This window comes from Paraburkholderia acidipaludis NBRC 101816, from assembly GCF_000684975.1.
GTDB lineage: Bacteria > Pseudomonadota > Gammaproteobacteria > Burkholderiales > Burkholderiaceae > Paraburkholderia > Paraburkholderia acidipaludis.
Genome location: NZ_BAXZ01000015.1, coordinates 1 through 20390 on the forward strand (window position 1 = coordinate 1; position 20390 = coordinate 20390).

Annotated in this window: 19 protein-coding genes, 1 other RNA gene and 1 pseudogene; 5 read left to right on the plus strand and 16 right to left on the minus strand. The window is 64.6% G+C overall.

All coding sequences use genetic code 11. From position 1 onward, the window contains the following. The coding region (locus BAC01S_RS16890) for a type II toxin-antitoxin system RelE/ParE family toxin (RefSeq protein ID WP_027796016.1) at positions 1-267 on the minus strand (267 nt) is incomplete at its 3' end. A 298-nt stretch (positions 268-565) separates the two neighbouring features. Here BAC01S_RS16890 and BAC01S_RS16895 point away from each other — a divergent pair. Further along, a complete protein-coding gene (locus BAC01S_RS16895) occupies positions 566-1720 on the plus strand; it encodes an anhydro-N-acetylmuramic acid kinase (RefSeq protein ID WP_084168621.1) in 1155 nt (384 codons plus the stop codon). A gap of 74 nt (positions 1721-1794) precedes the next feature. On the opposite strand, the gene erpA is transcribed toward BAC01S_RS16895, so the two are convergent. From erpA to rplM, 3 genes are all read right to left on the minus strand, one after another. Then, entirely contained in the window at positions 1795-2160 is a 366-nt protein-coding gene (erpA, locus tag BAC01S_RS16900) for an iron-sulfur cluster insertion protein ErpA (RefSeq protein WP_027795836.1), read from the minus strand. A gap of 199 nt (positions 2161-2359) precedes the next feature. Further along, positions 2360-2752, minus strand: a complete 393-nt coding sequence (rpsI, locus tag BAC01S_RS16905) for a 30S ribosomal protein S9 (RefSeq protein WP_027795837.1) — start codon at positions 2750-2752, stop codon at positions 2360-2362. A gap of 11 nt (positions 2753-2763) precedes the next feature. Beyond that, entirely contained in the window at positions 2764-3192 is a 429-nt protein-coding gene (gene rplM / locus BAC01S_RS16910; RefSeq protein ID WP_027795838.1) for a 50S ribosomal protein L13, read from the minus strand. A 636-nt stretch (positions 3193-3828) separates the two neighbouring features. Between rplM and BAC01S_RS16915 the strand changes: the two genes are divergently transcribed. After that, the gene (locus BAC01S_RS16915) at positions 3829-4251 is read left to right on the plus strand and encodes an OsmC family protein (protein WP_027795839.1); all 423 of its coding nucleotides are present in this window, start codon (positions 3829-3831) and stop codon (positions 4249-4251) included. Between the two features lie 79 nt (positions 4252-4330). Here the strand turns inward: BAC01S_RS16915 and rnpB are convergent. Together rnpB and BAC01S_RS16920 are read right to left on the minus strand one after the other, a co-directional pair. Beyond that, an RNA gene (gene rnpB, locus BAC01S_RS33340) (RNase P RNA component class A) lies at positions 4331-4743 on the minus strand. 99 nt (positions 4744-4842) lie between these two features. Further along, positions 4843-5403 (minus strand): annotated as a pseudogene (locus tag BAC01S_RS16920) (DUF3025 domain-containing protein); the annotation flags it as partial. On the opposite strand from BAC01S_RS16920, the gene BAC01S_RS35600 reads away from it, so the two are divergent. After that, positions 5317-5619, plus strand: coding sequence for a hypothetical protein (locus tag BAC01S_RS35600; RefSeq protein ID WP_245616607.1), 303 nt, complete (start codon positions 5317-5319; stop codon positions 5617-5619). The pseudogene BAC01S_RS16920 and the gene BAC01S_RS35600 overlap by 87 nt on opposite strands. A 63-nt stretch (positions 5620-5682) precedes the next feature. On the opposite strand, the gene pyrC is transcribed toward BAC01S_RS35600, so the two are convergent. Then, the gene (pyrC, locus tag BAC01S_RS16925) at positions 5683-6738 is read right to left on the minus strand and encodes a dihydroorotase (RefSeq protein ID WP_027795841.1); all 1056 of its coding nucleotides are present in this window, start codon (positions 6736-6738) and stop codon (positions 5683-5685) included. Between the two features lie 196 nt (positions 6739-6934). On the opposite strand from pyrC, the gene BAC01S_RS16930 reads away from it, so the two are divergent. Further along, positions 6935-7858 (plus strand): class II glutamine amidotransferase, encoded by a 924-nt coding sequence (locus BAC01S_RS16930; protein WP_084168622.1) that lies wholly within the window; start codon positions 6935-6937, stop codon positions 7856-7858. A gap of 24 nt (positions 7859-7882) precedes the next feature. Here the strand turns inward: BAC01S_RS16930 and BAC01S_RS16935 are convergent, their stop codons facing one another. The 4 genes from BAC01S_RS16935 to BAC01S_RS16950 all read right to left on the minus strand — a co-directional run bounded on the left by BAC01S_RS16935 (position 7883) and on the right by BAC01S_RS16950 (position 12263). Beyond that, on the minus strand, positions 7883-8608 hold the full coding sequence (locus BAC01S_RS16935; protein ID WP_027795843.1) for an amino acid ABC transporter ATP-binding protein: 726 nt from the start codon (positions 8606-8608) through the stop codon (positions 7883-7885). 96 nt (positions 8609-8704) lie between these two features. Then, on the minus strand, positions 8705-9598 hold the full coding sequence (locus tag BAC01S_RS16940; protein ID WP_027795844.1) for a glutamate/aspartate ABC transporter substrate-binding protein: 894 nt from the start codon (positions 9596-9598) through the stop codon (positions 8705-8707). Positions 9599-9837: 239 nt separating this feature from the next. Continuing rightward, on the minus strand, positions 9838-11124 hold the full coding sequence (locus BAC01S_RS16945) for a Glu/Leu/Phe/Val family dehydrogenase (RefSeq protein ID WP_027795845.1): 1287 nt from the start codon (positions 11122-11124) through the stop codon (positions 9838-9840). A gap of 164 nt (positions 11125-11288) precedes the next feature. Continuing rightward, positions 11289-12263, minus strand: coding sequence for a LysR family transcriptional regulator (locus tag BAC01S_RS16950; RefSeq protein WP_027795846.1), 975 nt, complete (start codon positions 12261-12263; stop codon positions 11289-11291). 234 nt (positions 12264-12497) lie between these two features. On the opposite strand from BAC01S_RS16950, the gene purB reads away from it, so the two are divergent. After that, positions 12498-13886: an adenylosuccinate lyase gene (gene purB / locus BAC01S_RS16955; protein ID WP_027795847.1), complete on the plus strand. Its 1389-nt coding sequence runs from the start codon at positions 12498-12500 to the stop codon at positions 13884-13886. An 83-nt stretch (positions 13887-13969) separates the two neighbouring features. Here the strand turns inward: purB and BAC01S_RS31585 are convergent, their stop codons facing one another. From BAC01S_RS31585 to edd, 5 genes are all read right to left on the minus strand, one after another. Then, a complete protein-coding gene (locus tag BAC01S_RS31585; RefSeq protein ID WP_043202570.1) occupies positions 13970-15298 on the minus strand; it encodes an MFS transporter in 1329 nt (442 codons plus the stop codon). Positions 15299-15537: 239 nt separating this feature from the next. Continuing rightward, complete coding sequence (locus tag BAC01S_RS16965; RefSeq protein WP_027795848.1) at positions 15538-16041, minus strand: gluconokinase; 504 nt, start codon at positions 16039-16041, stop codon at positions 15538-15540. Between the two features lie 15 nt (positions 16042-16056). Continuing rightward, positions 16057-17418 (minus strand): GntT/GntP/DsdX family permease, encoded by a 1362-nt coding sequence (locus BAC01S_RS16970; RefSeq protein WP_027795849.1) that lies wholly within the window; start codon positions 17416-17418, stop codon positions 16057-16059. Between the two features lie 194 nt (positions 17419-17612). Beyond that, a complete protein-coding gene (eda, locus tag BAC01S_RS16975) occupies positions 17613-18254 on the minus strand; it encodes a bifunctional 4-hydroxy-2-oxoglutarate aldolase/2-dehydro-3-deoxy-phosphogluconate aldolase (protein ID WP_027795850.1) in 642 nt (213 codons plus the stop codon). A 2-nt stretch (positions 18255-18256) separates the two neighbouring features. Continuing rightward, the gene (gene edd, locus BAC01S_RS16980) at positions 18257-20149 is read right to left on the minus strand and encodes a phosphogluconate dehydratase (protein WP_043202571.1); all 1893 of its coding nucleotides are present in this window, start codon (positions 20147-20149) and stop codon (positions 18257-18259) included. Positions 20150-20390 lie beyond the last annotated feature (241 nt).

Consider the following 20390-nt stretch of genomic DNA (forward strand, 5'->3'; position numbering starts at 1 on the left):
ATGGTAGTCGACCAGTACGGCATCGCTCCCTTCGAAAGCGAAGATAAGCCGCCAGTTGCCGTTCACCCTGACCGCGTAATGGGTGGCAAGCGCGCCTTCGAGCCGGTGGCATCGCCAGCCCGGCACGTTCATGTCCTGCGGCGATTCGGCAACGTCGAGCCGGGCCAGTTGGCGTGCGAGACGCGGCACGTGATCGGGCCGGATGCCTGCCTTGTTGCCGGTGAAGAAGAACGCCTTGAGCCCTTTGTGTTTCCACGACTTGATCATGTTTCCCCAAACGAAGCCAATCCAGCATGGGTTGCTCTTCGCCGAGGTCGATGTCCTTCTTCGCCCACCTGTATATCGTATAGCCTCACTATACGATCGGTGCAGGCTACAGTCAATCGGGCTTACGGCCCTGGTTTGACCTGACTCAACTCTCAGCGTCGCGCGCGAGTGCGCGCTAAAAAGCAGGGTCACACAGGCTCCGAGGGACGCCAATTAGCCGTTCGGCTTACGGATTGACGTCATTGCACCGATAATCTGCGGCAGGACAAATCGTTCGCACTCACGGGAGGGACACGACGTGGCACCACGCGACGCGCAAACGGATAGCGGCACAGCGGCCGACGGTGTGTATTTCGGTCTGATGTCGGGTACGAGCATGGACGGCGTGGACGGCATCGCCGTGCGCTTCGGGAAAGGACAACGGCCGGTCGTGCTGGCCGAGGCGTTCGTCGGTTTCGCGCAAGGCCTGCGAGAGGCCCTTTTCGCGCTACAGCAGCCCGGCGAAAACGAAATCGAGCGCGAAGCGCTGGCCGGGAATGCGCTCACGGCGCGCTACGCGGTGTGTTGCCACGAACTGCTGCGCGCAGGCGGCCTCGCGCCGGACGACGTCCGTGCGATGGGCGCTCACGGGCAAACCGTGCGGCATCGGCCCGAAAAGGGCTATACGGTGCAGATCCAGAACCCGGCGCTGCTGGCCGAACTCACGCATATCGACGTGATCGCCGACTTCCGCAGCCGCGACGTTGCCTCGGGCGGCCAGGGCGCGCCGCTCGTGCCCGCATTTCATGCAACGGTGTTCGGCTCGAAGGACGAAACGCGCGTCGTCTGCAATCTGGGGGGCATCAGCAACATCACGGTCCTGTGGAACACGGGCGCCGTGCGCGGCTTCGACTGCGGACCCGCGAACGCGTTGCTCGACCTCTGGGCCGAGCGGCATCTCGGCAAGCCCTACGACGAAAATGGCCAGTTCGCCGCGAGCGGCACGCCACATCAGCCGCTCCTGAACGCCCTGCTCGACGAGCCGTTTTTCGAGCAGCCGCCGCCCAAGAGCACAGGGCGCGATCTCTTCAACGCCGCCTGGCTCGATGAAAAGCTCAAAGGCTTCGAATCGCTCTCCCCGGCCGACGTCCAGGCGACGCTGGTCAGCCTGACTGCCGTGAGCGTGGCCCGCGAGATCGAGCGCCATGCCTCGGACTGCCGCGCCGTGTACGTGTGCGGCGGCGGCGCGCGCAACCCCGTGCTGATGGCCGCACTGCAAAAGGCGCTCGAAACGGGAGGCGTAAGCGGCGTGCCGGTTACCACCACCGACACGCTGGGCGTGCCGCCGCATCAGGTCGAACCGCTGGCTTTCGCGTGGCTCGCCATGCGCTGCGCCGCGCGCGAACCCGGCAATCTCCCCGCGGTCACCGGTGCCGCGGGCGACCGCGTGCTGGGCGCGATCTATCCGCGCTGAAGCACGCACGAGGTTTGCCGGGGCAATAAAAAACGGGGCTTAGCGCCCCGTTTTTTAAGCCATGACGTTTTCGCTCAGACCGAGAACGACGAGCCGCAACCGCAGGTCGTGGTGGCGTTCGGGTTCTTGATGACGAATTGCGCGCCGTTCAGATCGTCCTTGTAGTCGATCTCGGCGCCGACGAGGTACTGATAGCTCATCGAGTCGATCAGCAGCTGGACGCCGTTCCTGTTCATCACGGTGTCGTCTTCGTTGATCGTTTCGTCGAACGTGAATCCGTACTGGAAGCCCGAGCAGCCGCCGCCCTGCACGAACACGCGCAGCTTCAGCTCCGGATTGCCTTCCTCGTCGATCAGTTGCTTGACCTTGTCAGCCGCTGCTTCGGTGAAAACGAAGGGACCGGGCATTTCGGTCACGGTGGTTTCGGTGACAGCGCTCATGCGAACTCTCCAAATAAGCTTCTAGCCGCTATTGTAGGGCTCTTCCCGACATCGTGCTTAAGCCCACAAAATCAAGGGTTTCTCGTTGCGCCGACGCGGACGAAGCCAAAACGAAAAAACCGCCCGACGCATTGCTGCGAGGGCGGCTTTTGCAGCAGCCATGCGCTTCCGCGAGGAGCGCACAGCCACGAAACGCAAATTAACGCTTCGAGAACTGCTTGCGGCGACGTGCCTTGTGGAAACCGACCTTCTTACGTTCCACTTCACGTGCGTCACGCGTAACGAAGCCAGCTTGCGACAGTGCCGGCTTGAGCGTGGCGTCGTAGTCGATCAGCGCGCGCGTGATGCCGTGGCGAACCGCGCCGGCCTGGCCGGTTTCGCCGCCGCCCGTCACGTTCACCTTGATGTCGAACGTCGTGCCGTGGCTCGTGAGCTCCAGCGGTTGACGAACGATCATGAGCGACGTTTCGCGCGAGAAGTAGTCGGCGATGGGCTTGCCGTTGACGACGATTTCGCCCTTGCCCGACTTGATGAAGACACGAGCGACGGCGCTCTTGCGGCGGCCCGTACCGTAATTCCAGTTACCGATCATGTGGGCTCCCCTTAGATCTCGAGCGCCTTCGGCTGTTGAGCCGAGTGCGGGTGCGTTGCGTCTGCGTAGACCTTCAGCTTCTTGATCATCGCGTAGCCGAGCGGGCCCTTCGGCAGCATGCCCTTCACGGCCTTCTCGAGCGCGCGGCCCGGGAAGCGCTCTTGCATCTTGCCGAACGTCGTTTCGTAGATACCGCCCGGATAGCCCGAGTGACGGTAGTACTTCTTGTCGGTGGTCTTGTTGCCCGTGACCTTCAGCTTGCCGGCGTTGATGATGATGATGAAATCACCCGTGTCGACGTGCGGGGTGAACTCAGGCTTGTGCTTGCCGCGAAGACGGCGTGCCACTTCGCTGGCGACACGGCCGAGAACCTTATCCGTCGCGTCAATCACGTACCATTCGCGCTGCACTTCATGTGCCTTGGCGGAAAAAGTCTTCATGATCGATCCAAAAAATATGCTATGCCCTGTTTTGGTCCTGCTTGTAGGTTGACGCTCGTTGGCGCCGGCGCAGGCTCTCCCTGGTTCGGGTTTCCCCGTCCCCGCTCAGGCATGGATGCGGAGAACCTAGGATTATAAAGGGAAAATTGGGCGCGCGTCAAAAATTCCGCTTGACGGGGCAAGGCGAGGGCTGGCGACGAAGCTACGGACGAAAAAAAGCCCGAACGCGTTTGTTCGGGCTTAATCCACCTTTTGGAGGAGGGTGGAGGAGACATGCTGAGGTGTCGTGAAGCACGACAACCAACAAGACGAATTATACGGATCGACCTTGTGCGACGCAAGGGAAACTGCATTACGAAATGCAATGCCACAATATGAAATAAAAGTGCGGCGCAGCGATATCCATAATTCCCTTTAAAATCAGCAGACCAGGAAAGCAGCCTCCAACGAGGCAGCTATCGTGACTAGAGCAAAACCCCTATTCCCGCCAGGGAAAACTGCCCTGCCACCCGGATGCCGCATCGCAACATTCAAGCACCATGCATAGATTCGGCCCGGCACGTCGTCCCCGGACATACCAGTAGAGGCGGGCTACAATGCCGTCTGAATCGAAGAACCCGTGGCAAAGGCACAAACATGGAATGCAAAGTTAGCTGGATGGGACAGGACGGCATGGCGTTCGCGGCCGAAACGGGCAGCGGTCACCTCGTCAACATGGACGGCGCACCGGAAGGCGGCGGCCACAATCTCGCGCCGCGTCCGATGGAAATGGTGCTGCTCGGCACCGGCGGCTGTACTGCCTACGATGTGGTCCTGATCCTGAAGAAGAGCCGTCAGGAAGTAAGCGGCTGCAGCGTGACGCTCAAGGCCGAACGCGCCAGCGAAGACCCGAAGGTCTTCACGAAGATCCACTTCCACTTCACCGTGACGGGCAAGAATCTGAACCCGGCTACCGTGGAGCGCGCGATCAACCTGTCGCACGACAAGTACTGCTCGGCGTCGATCATGATCGGCAAGACCGCCGAGATCACGCATACGTTCGAGATCGTCGCGGCTTGACGCCCGCAATTTCGGCAGCGAAAAGAAAAAGCCGGCGCGGTTCATCGAAGAACCGCGCCGGCTTTTTGCACAAATAAGGCGGCAAAGCAGGCCGATAAGCCGGATTCTGTGCACACGCCGCGTCCGAAGGCGCGCCGCGCGTGGCAGCCATTCCTCTAGGCGCGCCATTGCTGACGCGCTCAAGCTTCCTACCCGCTGACGTGACGGGGGCCCCGTCCTGCATCTCGAAGATGCTAGCCAGCCTACTTGGAATTGCTCCGGGTGGAGGTTGCCGTGCCGTCTACGTCACCGCAGACGCGGTGCGCTCTTACCGCACCGTTTCACCCTTACCTGATCCCGGCCGAAGCCGGGCCATCGGCGGTCTGTTCTCTGTTGCCCTGTTCCGCGTGTCGCCACGGATGGCCGTTAGCCATCACCCTGCCCTGTGGAGTCCGGACTTTCCTCGCCTCCAACGGCCGAAACCGCCGAAGCCGCGACTGCCTGGCCTGCTTTGCTGACCGCGATTTTACCATCCGCCGCGGAACGCGCCTGCCGCCCGCTGCGAAACACGAACGGGTCGTCGTAAAACGACGGAGTTTCGTTTTCAGGCCACCAGCCGGGTATGCCGAGCACGGGCAGCGGCGCGAACATCCGGCCGTTGAATTCGCCGCCTTCCAGTAACGCCCGGCTCGCCGTGGCGTCGAGAAATGCGTCGCGTGCGGCGCGCGTCCACGAGAAGTAGTCGACGGGCACGTCGACGATCCACGCGTGCGCGGTACACGCCTTGTACGGCGTGACGAGTTTTTCCAGCAGCGCGTGCCCGAAGCAGTTGGCCTCGCAGCGCTCGCCCCATGCTGCCCGGCCGTCGACAAAGAGCGACTTCCAGTCGAACGATCGCAGTGCGGCGCCGAGCGCCGCATCGGCGCAGGCGAACAGCACGGCGTTCTCGTCGAACACGGTGAGCGCGTCACGCGTGCCGCCGCGCGTGGGCCCGACACCTAGCGCATCGACCAGCGCCGAGCCGCGCGCGCTCAATGCCGCCTTGATGCGCGGAAACTGAAACCAGCTGAGCGCATTGAAGAAGTCGTGCAGATTGTGGCGCGTCGGCACCTGGCCGGTGGCCGCGATATGGGCCTCGTAAGCCGTGTCGGGCGGGAGTTCGCCCTGCGGGATAAAGGCGAGGCGCTGCCCGCGCCCTGTCGTGACTTCGGCGACGGCGGCGTCCGCGTTCATCTCGCGCAGCTGGTCTGCCGCGCTGCGCAGCGCGGCCCGCTGCCAGCGCGCGCCGCGTTCCGCGACCTGCGCGAACCAGGGACTGGTCCAGTCGATATCGGCAAAACCCGGTGCGGCGCGCTTCACCGCACCGCCCGGCAAGTGCGCCTCACGTGACACCTGTGCCACACGCGACAAACGTGACAAGCGCGACAAGCGCGGCGTCCCAACCGCGCGCCCTCAGACGAGGCGCCAGCCGATGGTCTCGCCGCCGCGCAGCGGCACGACCGGCACGTCGCCCGCCGTCACCTCGGCCGGCAGCGTCCACGCCTCGCGGCGCAGCGTCACCTTTTCGGCGCTGCGCGGCAGGCCGTAGAAGTCCGCGCCGTGGAAGCTCGCGAAACCTTCGAGCTTGTCGAGCGCGCCCGCGTTGTCGAATGCCTCGGCGTAGAGCTCGAGCGCATGCAGCGCCGTGTAGCAGCCCGCGCAGCCGCACGCGTGCTCTTTCAGCCCCTTCGGATGCGGCGCGCTGTCCGTGCCGAGGAAGAAGCGCGCGTCGCCCGAAGTCGCCGCCTCGACGAGCGCCACGCGGTGCGTCTCGCGCTTGAGCACCGGCAGGCAGTAGTAATGCGGACGAATGCCGCCCTGGAAGATCGCGTTGCGGTTGTAGAGCAGGTGATGCGCCGTGATCGTCGCACCGAGCAGACCCGGGGCGGCATGATCGGCACGAATGTAGTCGACGGCGTCCTTGGTCGTGATGTGCTCGAACACCACCTTCAATGCCGGGAAGTCGCGGCGCAGCGGCGTCATCACGCGGTCGATGAACACCTTCTCGCGGTCGAACAGATCGATGTCGGGATTCGTCACCTCGCCGTGCACGAGGAGCGGCATGCCCGCTTCCTGCATGGCCTCCAGCGTCTTCGCGCACTTGCGGATATCGGTCACGCCGGCGTCCGAGTTCGTCGTTGCGCCCGCCGGATACAGCTTCACGCCATGCACGAAGCCGCTTCCACGCGCGCGGCGAATCTCGTCGGGCGGCGTGTTGTCGGTCAGATAAAGCGTCATCAGCGGCTCGAAGCGCGCGCCCTCGGGCAGCGCCGCCAGGATGCGATCGCGGTACGCGGCGGCCTGTTCGGTGGTCGTGACCGGCGGCTTCAGGTTCGGCATGATGATCGCGCGGCCGAACTGGCGCGCGGTATGCGGCAGCACCGCCGCCAGCATGGCGCCATCGCGCACGTGCAGGTGCCAGTCGTCGGGGCGGGTCAGCGTGAGGATGGTCTGGGAAGAGGCGTTCATGGGTTTCGATTGCAGCAGCTAAGCGCGCGTGGCGCGGAGATCGTCGCGCCGGCGCGACAACCAGGCCCTTTCGCGCTCCGTGTGGAAAGCATCCGACAAAATTCGTATTGGCGGCGCGCAGCCCGGTGATATGCTTGGAAAATCATCATTGTACCGGTTCATCGGGCCGCTCAGCCCGCCGCATCAAGCTTTAGCCATGTGCCAACTTCTTGGAATGAACTGCGCCGCGCCGACGGACGTCACGTTCTCCTTCACCGGATTCGCGGCGCGCGGCGGCGTCACCGATCACCACGCCGACGGCTGGGGCATCGCGTTCTTCGAAGACAAGGCCTGCCGCCTCTTCATCGACCATCAGGCCTCCGCGCGCTCGCCGATCGCCGAGATGGTCAAGCGCTACCCGATCAAGTCGCGCAATACCATCGCGCATATCCGCAAGGCTACGCAGGGCCATATCCAGCTGGAGAACTGCCACCCGTTCATGCGCGAGCTGTGGGGCCGCCACTGGATCTTCGCGCACAACGGCGACCTGCAGGACTTCAACCCGGCCATGTCGGGCGTGTATCAGCCGGTCGGCACGACCGATAGCGAACTGGCGTTCTGCGCGCTGCTGCAGGGCTTGCGCCGGGCGTTCCCGGGCTCCCAGCCGCCGCTTCCCGAGCTCTTCGCGGAACTGGCGTCGCTCACGCGCGAGATCACGCAGTCCGGCGTGTTCAATTTCCTGATGTCGAACGGCCAGGCGCTCTTCGCGCACTGCTCGACGCATCTCTACTATCTCGTGCGCCGCTGGCCGTTCTCGACGGCGCATCTGGTCGATGCCGACGTTTCGATCGACTTCGCCAAATACACGACGCCCGAAGATCGCGTGGCCGTGATCGCCACCGCGCCGCTCACCGACAACGAAGTCTGGACGCGCTTTGCGCCCGGCGATCTGCTGATGTTCCAGAACGGCGACGTGATCGCGCGGGCAAGCGTGCCGGTGCCGCAGAAGGTGCTCGACAAGCTGAAGAATCCGGCGACGGACGCCTCGGCGAGCGCGCCCTGCCGGTTGTCGGCCACGCCATCCGCGGCCGAGACCGTGGATGCCGAAGCCGCCTCCGCGCTGCAGACCTGGGGCGAGTAGCGCGCGGCGGCGGGCGCCAGCCGCCTAGTGCAGGATCTTCGCGAGAAATTCCTTCGCGCGATCCGACTTCGGATTCGCGAAGAAGTCGTCCTTGCGATCGTCCTCGACGATGAGGCCGCGGTCCATGAAGATCACGCGGTGCGCGACCTTCTTCGCGAAACCCATCTCGTGCGTCACGCACATCATCGTCATGCCCTCCCGCGCGAGTTCGACCATGACGTCGAGCACCTCGTTGATCATCTCGGGGTCGAGCGCCGAAGTCGGCTCGTCGAACAGCATGGCGACCGGATCCATGGAAAGCGCGCGCGCAATCGCCACGCGCTGCTGCTGGCCGCCCGAGAGCTGACCCGGAAACTTGTCCGCCTGCGAGCGCAGGCCCACGCGGTCCAGCAGTTTGAGGCCCTTGTCGGTCGCCTCGTCCTTGCTGCGGCCCAGTACCTTGATCTGCGCGAGCGTGAGGTTCTCGGCAATCGAAAGATGCGGGAACAGCTCGAAGTGCTGGAACACCATGCCCACTTTCGCGCGCAGCTTCGACAGATTGGTCCTCTTGTCGCCCACCGACTGCCCGTTCACGAGAATCTCGCCCTGCTGGAACGGCTCGAGCCCATTGACGGTCTTGATGAGCGTGGACTTGCCCGAGCCCGACGGCCCGCACACCACCACCACTTCGCCCTTCTTCACTTCGGTCGTGCAGTCGGTCAGCACCTGAAACTGGCCGTACCACTTCGACACGTTCTTAATTGAAATCATCTAGCGACCTTTTCCTGAAAACCTTTCCCGAGGCTCGACGCGACCACGCACGCCACGAAATAGCAGGCGCGGATGATTTTCGAATCATACCCGGCCTCAGTCGATCGCCTTGTCGTTCGGATTCTTGAACAATGCCTTCATGTCGTCGCTTTCCGGGAAGTTCAGATTCAGGCCCTTCGGCGGAATGGGCGACTCGAACCACTTCTTGTAGATCGCATCGCCTTCACCCGAGGTCTCGACCTTCGCAATAGCCTCGTCCACCACCTTCCTGAATTCCGGATCGTCCTTGCGCATCATGCAGCCGTACGCTTCACGCGATTGCGGCGTGCCCACGATCACGAAATCGCCCGGGGTGTTCGACTTCGCGCGCTCGCCCGCGAGCAGCGCGTCGTCCATCATGAACGCCGTCGCGCGGCCCGTCGAGAGCGTCATGAACGACTCGCCATGGTCCTTCGCGCTGATGATGCTCATGCCCATGTTCCTGTCCTGGTTCATCTTGCGCAGCAAGCGCTCGGACGTCGTGCCCGCCGTCGTCACGACGGTCTTGCCCTTGAGGTCCGCGAAGTCCTTGATGCCCGAGTCCTTTCTCGTCATGAGGCGCGTGCCGATCACGAAGATCGTGGTCGAGAAGGCGGCCTGCTGCTGACGCTCGGCGTTGTTCGTGGTCGAGCCGCACTCGATGTCCACCGTGCCGTTCTGCACGAGCGGGATGCGGTTCTGCGAGGTGATCGGCACGAGCTTGACCTTCAGGTTCGGCATGTTCAGCTTCGCTTGCACGGCGGCCACGATCTTCAGCGCGAAGTCCTGCGAGTAGCCGATCACATTCTGCTTGTCGTCATAGTAGGAAAACGGAATCGACGATTCGCGATAGCCGAGCGAGATACTCCCCGTGTCCTTGATCTTCCTGAGCGTGCCGGCGTCCTGCGCGTGCGCGCCTGCGGCGGCGAGACCCAGGGTCGCGAGAACCAGCGCGGCCTTGTTGATTTTCATCGTTGTGCTCTCCCTGGCGGGAACCGGCGCCAGTGTGTCAATGCAATCAATCTGAAAGAATAGGGAAGCTCCCCGCAGTTTGCCCGATGTCGCACGCGTGCAATACCCCGCGTTGCACCAGGCCCGGCAATGAAAAAAGCGGACGGCCCCGCCAAGGTCCCGTCCGCTTCCCGATACTGCGCTGTAGCGGGCGCTATCACGCCCGCGTTGTCATGATCGTCGTGTCGATCAGGGGGATATCAGGGGTACAGGCCGCGCATTTCGCGCGCCATCAGAATGCGCTTGCACGCCACGATGAACGCCGCGGTACGCACCGAAACCTTGTTCTCGCTCGCCACCTGCCAGACCGCCGCGAACGCTTCGCGCATCACGCGCTCCAGACGCTCGTTGATTTCTCCTTCGGTCCAGAAGAAGCTCGAGAAGTCCTGCACCCACTCAAAGTACGAAACCGTCACGCCGCCCGCGTTCGCCACCACGTCGGGGATCACGAGGATGCCCTTGTCGTGGAGAATGTCGTCGGCTGCCGTCGTGGTCGGGCCGTTCGCGCCTTCCACGATGATCTTCGTGCGGATCTTCGGCGCGTTCTTCTCGGTGATCTGGTTTTCCAGCGCGGCCGGGATCAGGATGTCGGTCTCGACGGTCCAGAATTCGTCGTTCGCGAGCACGTCGGCGCCGGCAAAGCCCGCCACGCCGCCCGTCTTCGCGACGTGCTCCAGCAGCGCCGCCGCATTCATGCCGTTCGCGTTATGGAGCGAGCCGGTGTGATCCTGCACGGCAACGACCTTCGCGCCCGCTTCCTGGAACAGGCGCGCGGCGATGCCGCCCACGTTGCCGAAGCCCTGCACGGCAATGCGTGCGCCTTCGACCGAGAGACCCGTGCGGCGCGCGGCTTCGCAGCCGACCACGAACACGCCGCGGCCCGTTGCCTCGCGGCGGCCGAGCGAGCCGCCGAGCGTGATGGGCTTGCCCGTCACGACGCCCGTGGCCGTTTGGCCCTGGTTCATCGAGTAGGTGTCCATCATCCACGCCATGATCTGCTCGTTCGTGTTGACGTCCGGAGCAGGAATGTCGGTGTTCGGTCCGATGATGATGCCGATTTCGCTGGTGTAGCGGCGCGTCACGCGCTCGAGCTCACCGCGCGAGAGCGTGCGCGGATCGACGCGGATACCGCCCTTCGCACCGCCGTACGGCACGTTCACGGCCGCGTTCTTCACCGACATCCACGCCGAGAGCGCCATCACTTCGGAGAGCGTAACGTCCTGGTGATAACGCACGCCGCCCTTGCCGGGACCGCGCGAAACGTTGTGCTGCACACGATAGCCTTCGAAGTGCGCGACGGTGCCGTTATCGAGCTCGATGGGCACGTCCACGATCAGGATGCGCTTCGGACGCTTGAGCGTTTCGAGCCAGCGCGAGAGCGAGCCGAGATACGGCGCCACGCGGTCGACCTGACGAAGATAGTTGCCCCAGGGGCCGAGGTTGTCGGCATGGAGATACGAAGGAACCGACTGCATTTGGGAAGACATGAACGCTCCGGCGATCGAATGAGTGGTGCAATTGTGAGAAAACGCCCACGTGAAATCCAATGCCGTTTGATCATCCCGTTATGCTTTTCGTGCATAACGTTCCCGAAGTCGAAAAAACGTGTCGCGGCCCCGCGCGGAATGAGTGCGCGCAGGTTACAGCTTCGTCAGCTTGCCCGCCGGTCGGGCGCCGCCACCTCGGCAAGCTCCTCGCTCACGGCGTCCCATAGCTCGCGCACGAGCGCCTGGCGCGCATCGTCGCCCTGCACGGCGAGCTTGTCGCGATAGAGGCGGATTTCCATGTCGAGCGTGAACTGCCCTTCCGGCGCGCCGCGCGTGCCGCGGTCGAGGCGGATCAGTCGGCCCTGCGCCACGGCATCCTCCACCGCGCTATGCGGCAGAAACGCGATGCCATGTCCCGCCAGCGTCATCGCCTTGAGCCCTTCGGCCATGTCGGTCTCGTAGACGCGGTCGAGGTGGAGCCGTGTCGGTGCGTTGGCAATGATCACCTCGGTCATGCGGCCGAGATAGGCGTTCGGCGTATAGGAAAGGTAGGGCGTGGGGGCGTCCGCCGTGCCCGGCAGCGTGTAACGGGGGCGCCCGGCGCGCTGCACCGCGGAATACGGACTGATGGGTTCGACGCCAAGCGTGAGCGTGTCGTAGCGCGCGGGATCGAGCGTCACCGGATGGCTGGGATGGTGATAACCCATCACGAGATCGCAGCCGCCCTCGACGAGCGAGAGCACCGCGTCGTGCACGTTGAGCGCACGCAGGCGCGTGTGAATGCGGCCCAGCTTCGCCTCGATGCGCTGCAGCCAGCGCGGGAAATAGGTCAGCGAAATCGTATGCGGCACGGCGAACTCGATGGTCGCCGCCGGTGTGGCCGTGTGGCCGCGCAGCAGCGTGCGCGCCTCGTGGAACTGCGAAAGCATGGCGAGCGCCTGCTCGTAGAACACCTGGCCCGCGGCGGTCAGGCGCGTCGGATAGACCGAACGATCGATCAGTTCCGTGCCGAGCCAGGATTCGAGTGCCTGGATGCGCCGCGAGAACGCCGGTTGCGTGACGTGGCGCAGCTCGGCGGAACGGCTGAAACTATGCGTTTCCGCGAGCGAAACGAAGTCTTCGAGCCATTTGAGTTCCATGCGGGTCGGCGGTCAGTGATGTGAAGTCGGCATTTTATCCAGAGCGCCACGCACCGGCGCGGCGGCACGCCCAAGGCGCCCTCGGGGCGGCGCCGCAAGCCCGCGTGGCGCAGGTCGGCGCGCCGGCGGCCGCATGTCGGCAAGGTGATAAAATATGCGGTTCCCGCCGTCTCCAGGCCGACCGTTTTCGAGTCTAATCTCAGCGAGCGTAACTTCCCGCGTTACGTCCCCATCATGTCCGATACCCGTCCCGATACGCTCTTCGCGCTCAACGCGCTCTCCCCGCTCGATGGCCGCTACGCCTCGAAGACCGAAGCCCTGCGCGACTGGCTTTCGGAAGCCGCGTTCATGCGTAACCGCGTGACGGTCGAGATCCACTGGCTGATCGCGCTCTCGCGCGCCGGCTTCGCGGAAGTGCCGCGCTTCTCGGAGGCGTCGGAGCAATTCCTGCTCAAGCTCGCCGAAAACTTCACGGCGCACGACGCCGCGCGCATCAAGGACATCGAGCGCGTGACGAACCACGACGTGAAGGCCGTCGAATACTGGCTCAAGGAATCGGTGAAGGGCCAGCCGGAACTGGAGCGCGCAAGCGAATTCATCCACTTCGCCTGCACTTCGGAAGACATCAACAACACCTCGCACGGCCTCATGCTCGCGGGCGCGCGCGAACACGTGATCCTGCCGGCGCTGCGCTCGGTCTACGAGCGCCTCGTGAAGCTCGCCCACGCGCACGCCGACCAGCCCATGCTCTCGCGCACGCACGGCCAGCCCGCCAGCCCCACGACGCTCGGCAAGGAAATCGCCAACGTCGCGGCGCGTCTTGCCCGGGCGATCGCGCGCGTCGAGAAGGTCGAGCTGCTCGGCAAGATGAACGGCGCGGTGGGCAACTTCAATGCGCACCTCTCGGCCTACCCGGAATTCGACTGGGAAGCGTTCTCGAAGGAAGTGGTCGAACAGCGTCTGAAGCTCACCTTCAACCCGTACACGATCCAGATCGAGCCGCACGACTACATGGCGGAACTGTTCGACGCGATCGCGCGCGCGAACACGATCCTGCTCGACCTCGACCGCGACGTGTGGGGTTATATCTCGCTCGGCTACTTCAAGCAGAGGACCAAGGCCGGCGAAATCGGCTCGTCGACGATGCCGCACAAGGTCAATCCGATCGACTTCGAGAACTCGGAAGGCAACCTCGGCCTCGCCAACGCCACGCTGCGCCACCTCGCCGACAAGCTGCCAGTTTCGCGCTGGCAGCGCGACCTCACCGACTCGACGGTGCTGCGCAATATCGGCGTGGCCTTTGGCTACTCGCTGCTCGCGTACGACGCGCTGATCCGCGGTCTCGACAAGCTCGAAGTGAACCCGCAGCGCCTGAACGACGACCTCGACGCGACCTGGGAAGTGCTGGCCGAGCCCGTGCAAACCGTGATGCGCCGCTATGGCATCGAGAATCCGTATGAGCAGCTGAAGGAACTCACGCGCGGCAAGGGCATTACGCGCGAAGCGCTGCAGACATTCGTTGCCGGCCTCGCGATTCCTGAAGATGCCAAGCGGCGTCTGCTCGACATGACGCCTGCGTCGTATGTCGGCAAAGCCGCGGAGCTGGCGAAGCGCATCTCGTAAGCACGACGCACAACGATAGAAAAGGCGCTCGACCGCAAGGTCGAGCGCCTTTTTCACTTATGGCCGGACCGGTTCGCGCCGCTTCAGTCCTGCGTCGACTTAGCGGCTTCGTCCACGGCAACCTCGCCCGATGGCTCATCGCCAATCTCGATGCGCTTCACTTCGCCTAGCAGGAACGTATAGGCCAGCGCGCCGATCACGGCGAACACGCTGATGAGCCCGAGCGCCCAGCCAAACGAACCGGTCTCGCGCAGGATGAAGCCGATCGCGATGGGCGTGACGATGCCTGAAAGGTTGCCCGCGAAGTTCACGGCGCCGCCGGTGATGCCGATCATGCTCCTGGGCGCGATATCGCCGATCAGCGACCAGGACGCGGACGCCACGCCCTGCGCGAAGAACGCGAACGACATGATCGCAATGACGACCGCGTTGCTGTCGGTGAGAAGCGACAGCGTCATGGTGGGCACGAGCAGGAGGCCCGTGATGATCGGGGTCTTGCGCGCGGCCCCCACACTCGCGCCACGCCGCAGCAGGAAATCGGAGAGCGCCCCGCCCGCCACCACGCCGATCGACGCCGCAATGAACGGCACGGCGGCCGCTCCGCCGGCCTTCAGCACGGCCATATGGCGCTCGCTGATCAGATAGCTTGGAAACCACGTCAGAAAGAAGTACAGCGACGAAAGCGACGCGAACTTGCCCATGCAGATCGCGATGATCTGGCGGTTGCGGAACACGATGACCAGCTTGCGCCATGGGAACGTCGAACCTTTCGCGCTTCCGGCAGCGGCCTCTTTGCCGCTCGCGTGGCGCGAACCGACCAAGGCCCCGCCGTTGCGGATGTGCTCCAGTTCGGCCTCGCTGACCCACGAGCAATCTTCGGGATCGCGATACAGCAGATACCAGACGCCCGCCCAGACAACGCCAACCGCGCCCGTCGCATAGAAGATTGCCCGCCAGCCGAAGGTATGCGCGATCCAGAACAGCGCCGGCGTGAGCGCCGCCATGCCGATGTACTGGCCGACGAGATAGACGCTCGTCGCGGTGCCGCGCTCGCGCTGTGTGAACCAGATCGACACCACGCGGTTGTTGACCGGAAACGTTGGGGCTTCCGCCACGCCAACGCCCAGCCGCAGCCCGAAGATCGTCGCATAACGCCCGGCGCAGCCCTGGGCCACCGTGAACGCGGACCAGACCAGCACCGCGAGCGCATACATGACGCGCGAGCCGAAGCGGTCGACCACCCAGCCGCCGGGAATATTGGCGATCACGTACGTCCACGCATAAGCGGAAAACAGCAGGCCGATCTCGACCGGACCCAGCGCGAATTCGTGCTTGAGCAGCGGCGCGGCCACGGAAAGATTGGCGCGGTCCACGTAGTTGATGACCGTTCCCGCGAACACGAGGAACAACATCAGGTATCGGACGTGGCCGATTCGGGTGGCAGGCAAAGCGTCTCCTCCGCATCGGGGAAGATATCTGGACTATGGCGCAATCTCCTGAACCCAGGCTGCGTTGTTCCATATATTAACAAATTGCCCACCCATGGACAAAAACAAAGCCAAACCGCACCGGTGCGCCCAAAGCAAAAGCCCCGGCACGAAGGCCGGGGCTTTGTGGGTTTGCCTGTTTCAGGCGGCGAACCGCGCGGCGCTCACCCCACGCGGCGCGCCTCCACCTGCCTCATCACCTCATCGACGATCTGCTCGGGCGTGAGTTCGATGCTCACCGTGATGGCCTCGTCCTGCCCCGGCTCCTCGAGCGTATCGAGCTGGCTTTGCAGCAGCGACGGATCGAAGAAGTGGCCCGTGCGCGAGGCAAGACGCTCGTGCAGCACCTCGAACGAACCCTTCAGATAGACAAAGCACACGTCGCGGTCAGTGCCGCGCAGGACGTCGCGGTACGAGCGCTTGAGCGACGAACACGTGAACACGGCCGTCTCGTGCGCGCGCTGCTTTTCCTCGATGGCCGCGCGGATCGTGCGCAGCCAGGGCCAGCGGTCATCGTCGGTGAGCGGAATGCCGTCGTGCATCTTCTTCTTGTTGGCTTCGCTGTGAAAAGCGTCGCCGTCGGTGAAGTCGCAGTGCAGGCGCTCGGCCAGCAATTCGCCAATGCGGGTCTTGCCCGCGCCCGACACACCCATTGCGATCAGAATCATGGAATGCTCCAGCAGTTACAGCACGGCCGCCAGGGCGAAAGTCAGCCCCAGGCCCAGCAGCGAAATGATGGTCTCGCACAGCGACCACGTCTTGAACGTCTGCCCGACGGTCATGCCGAAGTACTCCTTGATCAGCCAGAAACCGCCGTCGTTGACGTGCGAAAAAATCAGCGAGCCCGAGCCCGTCGCCAGCACGAGCAGTTCGGGGCGCACCGCCATGCCGCCCGCGGCGGCGACCGGCGCGACAATGCCGCAGGCCGTCGTCATGGCAACGGTGGCCGAACCCGTCGCGAGACGGATCAGCGCCGCGACGAACCAGCCGAACAGGAGCGGCGACAGATGCGCCGACTGCGCCACGCCGACGATCTCCTTCGAAATGCCGCTGTCCATCAGCACGCGGCCGAACCCGCCGCCCGCGCCGACAATCAGCGTAATGCCCGCGATCGGCGCGAGGCAGTCGCCGCAGAACTTCTGGATCTGCTCGCGCGTGAAGCCGCGCTGCGCGCCAAACGTCCAGAAGCTCACGAGCACGGCGATCAGCAGCGCGACGTCGGACGTGCCGACGAAATGCAGGAGGTTGTTGGGCAGCGTCTTCGGCGCGAACACGAGGTCGGCCCAGCTGCCGATCAGCATGAGGATCACGGGCAGCAGGATCGTGAAGAGCGTGATGCCGAAGCTGGGCAGTTCGCTATCGGCCTTGATCTTCACGCCGGAGATGAACTGCGCCGCAAGCGGATTGTTCTCGGGCAGCTTGATCGTGCGATGAACGAGCAGCGCGAACAGCGGGCCGGCGACGATCGCGGTCGGAATGCCCACGATCAGGCCGTAGGCAATGGTCCTGCCGATATCGGCGTGATAGGCCTGCACGGCAAGCAGCGCGGCCGGGTGCGGCGGAATCAGGCCGTGCACGACCGAAAGGCCCGCGACCATCGGCAGGCCGACCAGCAGCAGCGACTTGCCGGTGCGTTTCGCGACGTTGAACGCAATAGGAATGAGCAGCACGAAGCCGACCTCGAAGAACACCGGCAGGCCGACGATGATCGCGACGAACATCATCGCCCAGTGGATGTTCTTCTCGCCGAACCAGCGAATCAGCGTGGTGGCGATGCGCTCGGCGCCGCCCGACTCGGCCATCATCTTGCCGAGCATCGTGCCGAGGCCGACCACGATGGCGATATGGCCGAGCGTGTTGCCGTTGCCGGTCTCGAAGGACTTGACGATCTGATCCATCGGCATGCCGACGGCAAGGCCGAGCAGCAGCGAGACGATGATCAGGACGAGGAACGGATAAACCTTGAAGCGCGTGATCAAGAGAATCAGCGCGGCGATCGCGATGACCGCGTAGATCAGCAGCATGCTGCCGTGGGCCACTCCCATGGGGTTGTTCTCCGGGTGGATTTGTTAGAAACGTGTCCGCCGCGGCTCGGGGCGGACCGCGCCGGTCCCGGCAGGGCGACCGGGCCGGCATGGTAATGAGGTTATAGCGGCTTTCGCGGCGGCGCGGGTAAAAAATGAGCCGCGCGAGGCGTGCACCTCGCGCGGCTCGTCTTGCAGTCCGTCCGCAGTCCGCGTCAGCGCGCCGGGCGCGACAGCTCGCTTGCGGCGCGCGCGAGGCGCGTCACTTCCGCCCAATCCTGCGCGGCAACGGCCGCCTTCGGCGTAAGCCACGAACCGCCCACGCACACCACGTTCGGCAGGGCGAGGAAGTTCGTCGCGGTTTCGGCGCTGATGCCGCCCGTCGGGCAGAACTTGAGCGTCGGGAACGGGCCGTGGAAGGCCTGCAGCATCGGGATGCCGCCCGCCGGCACAGCCGGGAAGAACTTGACGATCTCGTAACCGAGTTCCATCGCCGTGATGATGTCGGACGGCGTCATGACACCCGGCAGCAGCGGCAGGCCCGCGTCGAGCGAAGCCTGGTGCATCTCGCGCGTGAGGCCGGGCGACACGCCGAACTGCGCGCCGGCCTTCTTCGCGAGCGCGCAATGCTCGGGCTTCGTGATCGTGCCCACGCCCACCACGATATCCGACGCGATCTGCGCCGCGCGCTCGATCGCTTCGAGACCGGCCGCCGTGCGCAGCGTGATTTCGAGCACCTTGACGCCGCCCGCGTGCAGCGCACGCGAGACGTGCTCGCCCTGCTCGGCGGTATCGAAGGCGAGCACCGGAATCACCGGGCCGAGGCGAACGATATCGGCTACCGTTTTTGTTGCCATATTCATGCTCCTTGATGTTGCGTTGCTTTGACCGGTGCGGCGGCAACCGGCGCGTGGCCCGTTTCGCCAACGAGCGACCCGAACACCCCGGCGCCGAGTTCCGCGGGCGCGGCGGCGGCCCGGAACACGCCGAACAGTTCGCGCCCGAAGCCTACCTCGTTGCTTTCCTGGTGCGCGGGCTGCGCGACGGGGCGTGCGTCCCACTCGGCGGCATCGACTTCGACGTCGAGCACGCCTTCCACGGCGTCGATCACGATCATGTCGCCGTCGCGCACCTTGCCGATCGGGCCTTGCAGCAAGGTTTCGGGCGAGACGTGGATCACGGCGGGCACCTTGCCCGACGCACCCGACATGCGGCCGTCGGTCACGAGCGCGACGTGAAAGCCCTTGTCCTGCAGCACGCCGAGCAGCGGCGTGAGACGGTGCAGCTCCGGCATGCCGTTGGCGCGCGCGCCCTGGAAGCGCACGACGGCCACGAAGTCGCGCTCGAGCTGGCCGCCATCGAACGCTTCCTGCACGGCTTCCTGCGAATCGAACACGACGGCCGGTGCGCGCACCTTGCGGCGCTCCGGCGCCACCGCCGAAACCTTGATCACGCCGCGGCCAAGGCGCCCCTGCATGAGCCGCAGGCCGCCGTCCGGCTGGAACGGCTCGGCGAGCGCGCGCAGCACGTTCGCATCCGCGCTCTTTTCCACCGCATCGACCCACGTGAGCTTGCCGTCCAGCAGCTTCGGCTCCTGCGTGTAATGGCGCAGGCCCTCGCCCGCCACGGTCTTCACGTCTTCGTGCAGCAGGCCGCCGTCGAGCAGCTCGCGCACGAGGAACGCAACGCCGCCCGCCGCGTGGAAGTGGTTCACGTCGGCCTTGCCGTTCGGATAAACACGCGCGAGCAGCGGCACGGCCTGCGACAGCGTGTCGAAGTCGTCCCAGTCGATCAGGACGCCGGCCGCGCGCGCCATGGCGACGAGGTGCATCGTGTGATTGGTCGACCCGCCCGTGGCCAGCAGCGCGACGATGCCGTTGACGATCGCCTTTTCGTCGACCACGTGGCCGATGGGCGTGTAGTTGCCGCGCTCCACCGTGAGGTCGAGCACGCGACGCGCGGCCGCGGCCGTGAGTTCGTCGCGCAGCGGCGTGTACGGATGAATGAATGCCGAGCCCGGCAGATGCAGGCCCATCACCTCCATCAGCATCTGGTTGCTGTTGGCGGTGCCGTAGAACGTGCAGGTGCCCTGGCCGTGGTAGGCCGCCGCCTCGGATTCGAGCAGCGCGTCGCGGCCGCATTCGCCGGTCGCGAACTGCTGGCGCACCTTCGCCTTGGCTTCGTTCGAGATGCCGCTCGTCATCGGGCCCGCCGGCACGAAGATCGTAGGCAGATGGCCGAACTGGAGCGCGCCGATCACGAGGCCCGGCACGATCTTGTCGCAAATGCCGAGGCACAGGGCCGCGTCGAACATGTTGTGCGTGAGCGCGACCGCCGTGCTCATCGCGATCACCTCGCGCGAGAAAAGCGACAGCTCCATGCCGGCGTTGCCCTGCGTGACGCCGTCGCACATCGCCGGCACGCCGCCGGCGAACTGCGCGACGCCGCCGTTCTCGCGGGCCGCCTCTTTGATGAGATCCGGGTAATTCTTGTAGGGCGCGTGCGCCGAGAGCATCTCGTTGTACGCCGAGACGATGCCGATGTTCGGCTCGCGCACCGCCTTGATCGCGATCTTGTCCTTGCCTTCGATGGCGGCGAAGCCGTGCGCGAGATTCGCGCAGGACAGCGCGCCGCGCGCCGGGAACCGGTCCTGTGCCGCAGCCACGCGCGCGAGATAGGCCTCACGCGTCGGCTTGCTGCGCTCGATCACGCGCCGCGTGACCTTCATCAACTGCGAATGCGGGGACACCATTGAATCTCCTTCCTTCTTCGTCTCGGCGGACTGTGGGGGCCGGATCAGGCGGTCCGGTCAGCGTTGGAGCCGATGTTAGTAGAAAAACTACACGATCGCAATCCCGGTTAGCCCTGGTCGCCGCTTCGGGGATATCGGTAAAATCCGGCAAAATCCCGCTGTTTCCGCTTATGCGACGAGGAATACATTGCCAGTTCGGCCACCGTAATGTAGTTTTTGTACATATCCTCCGATCCGCTAT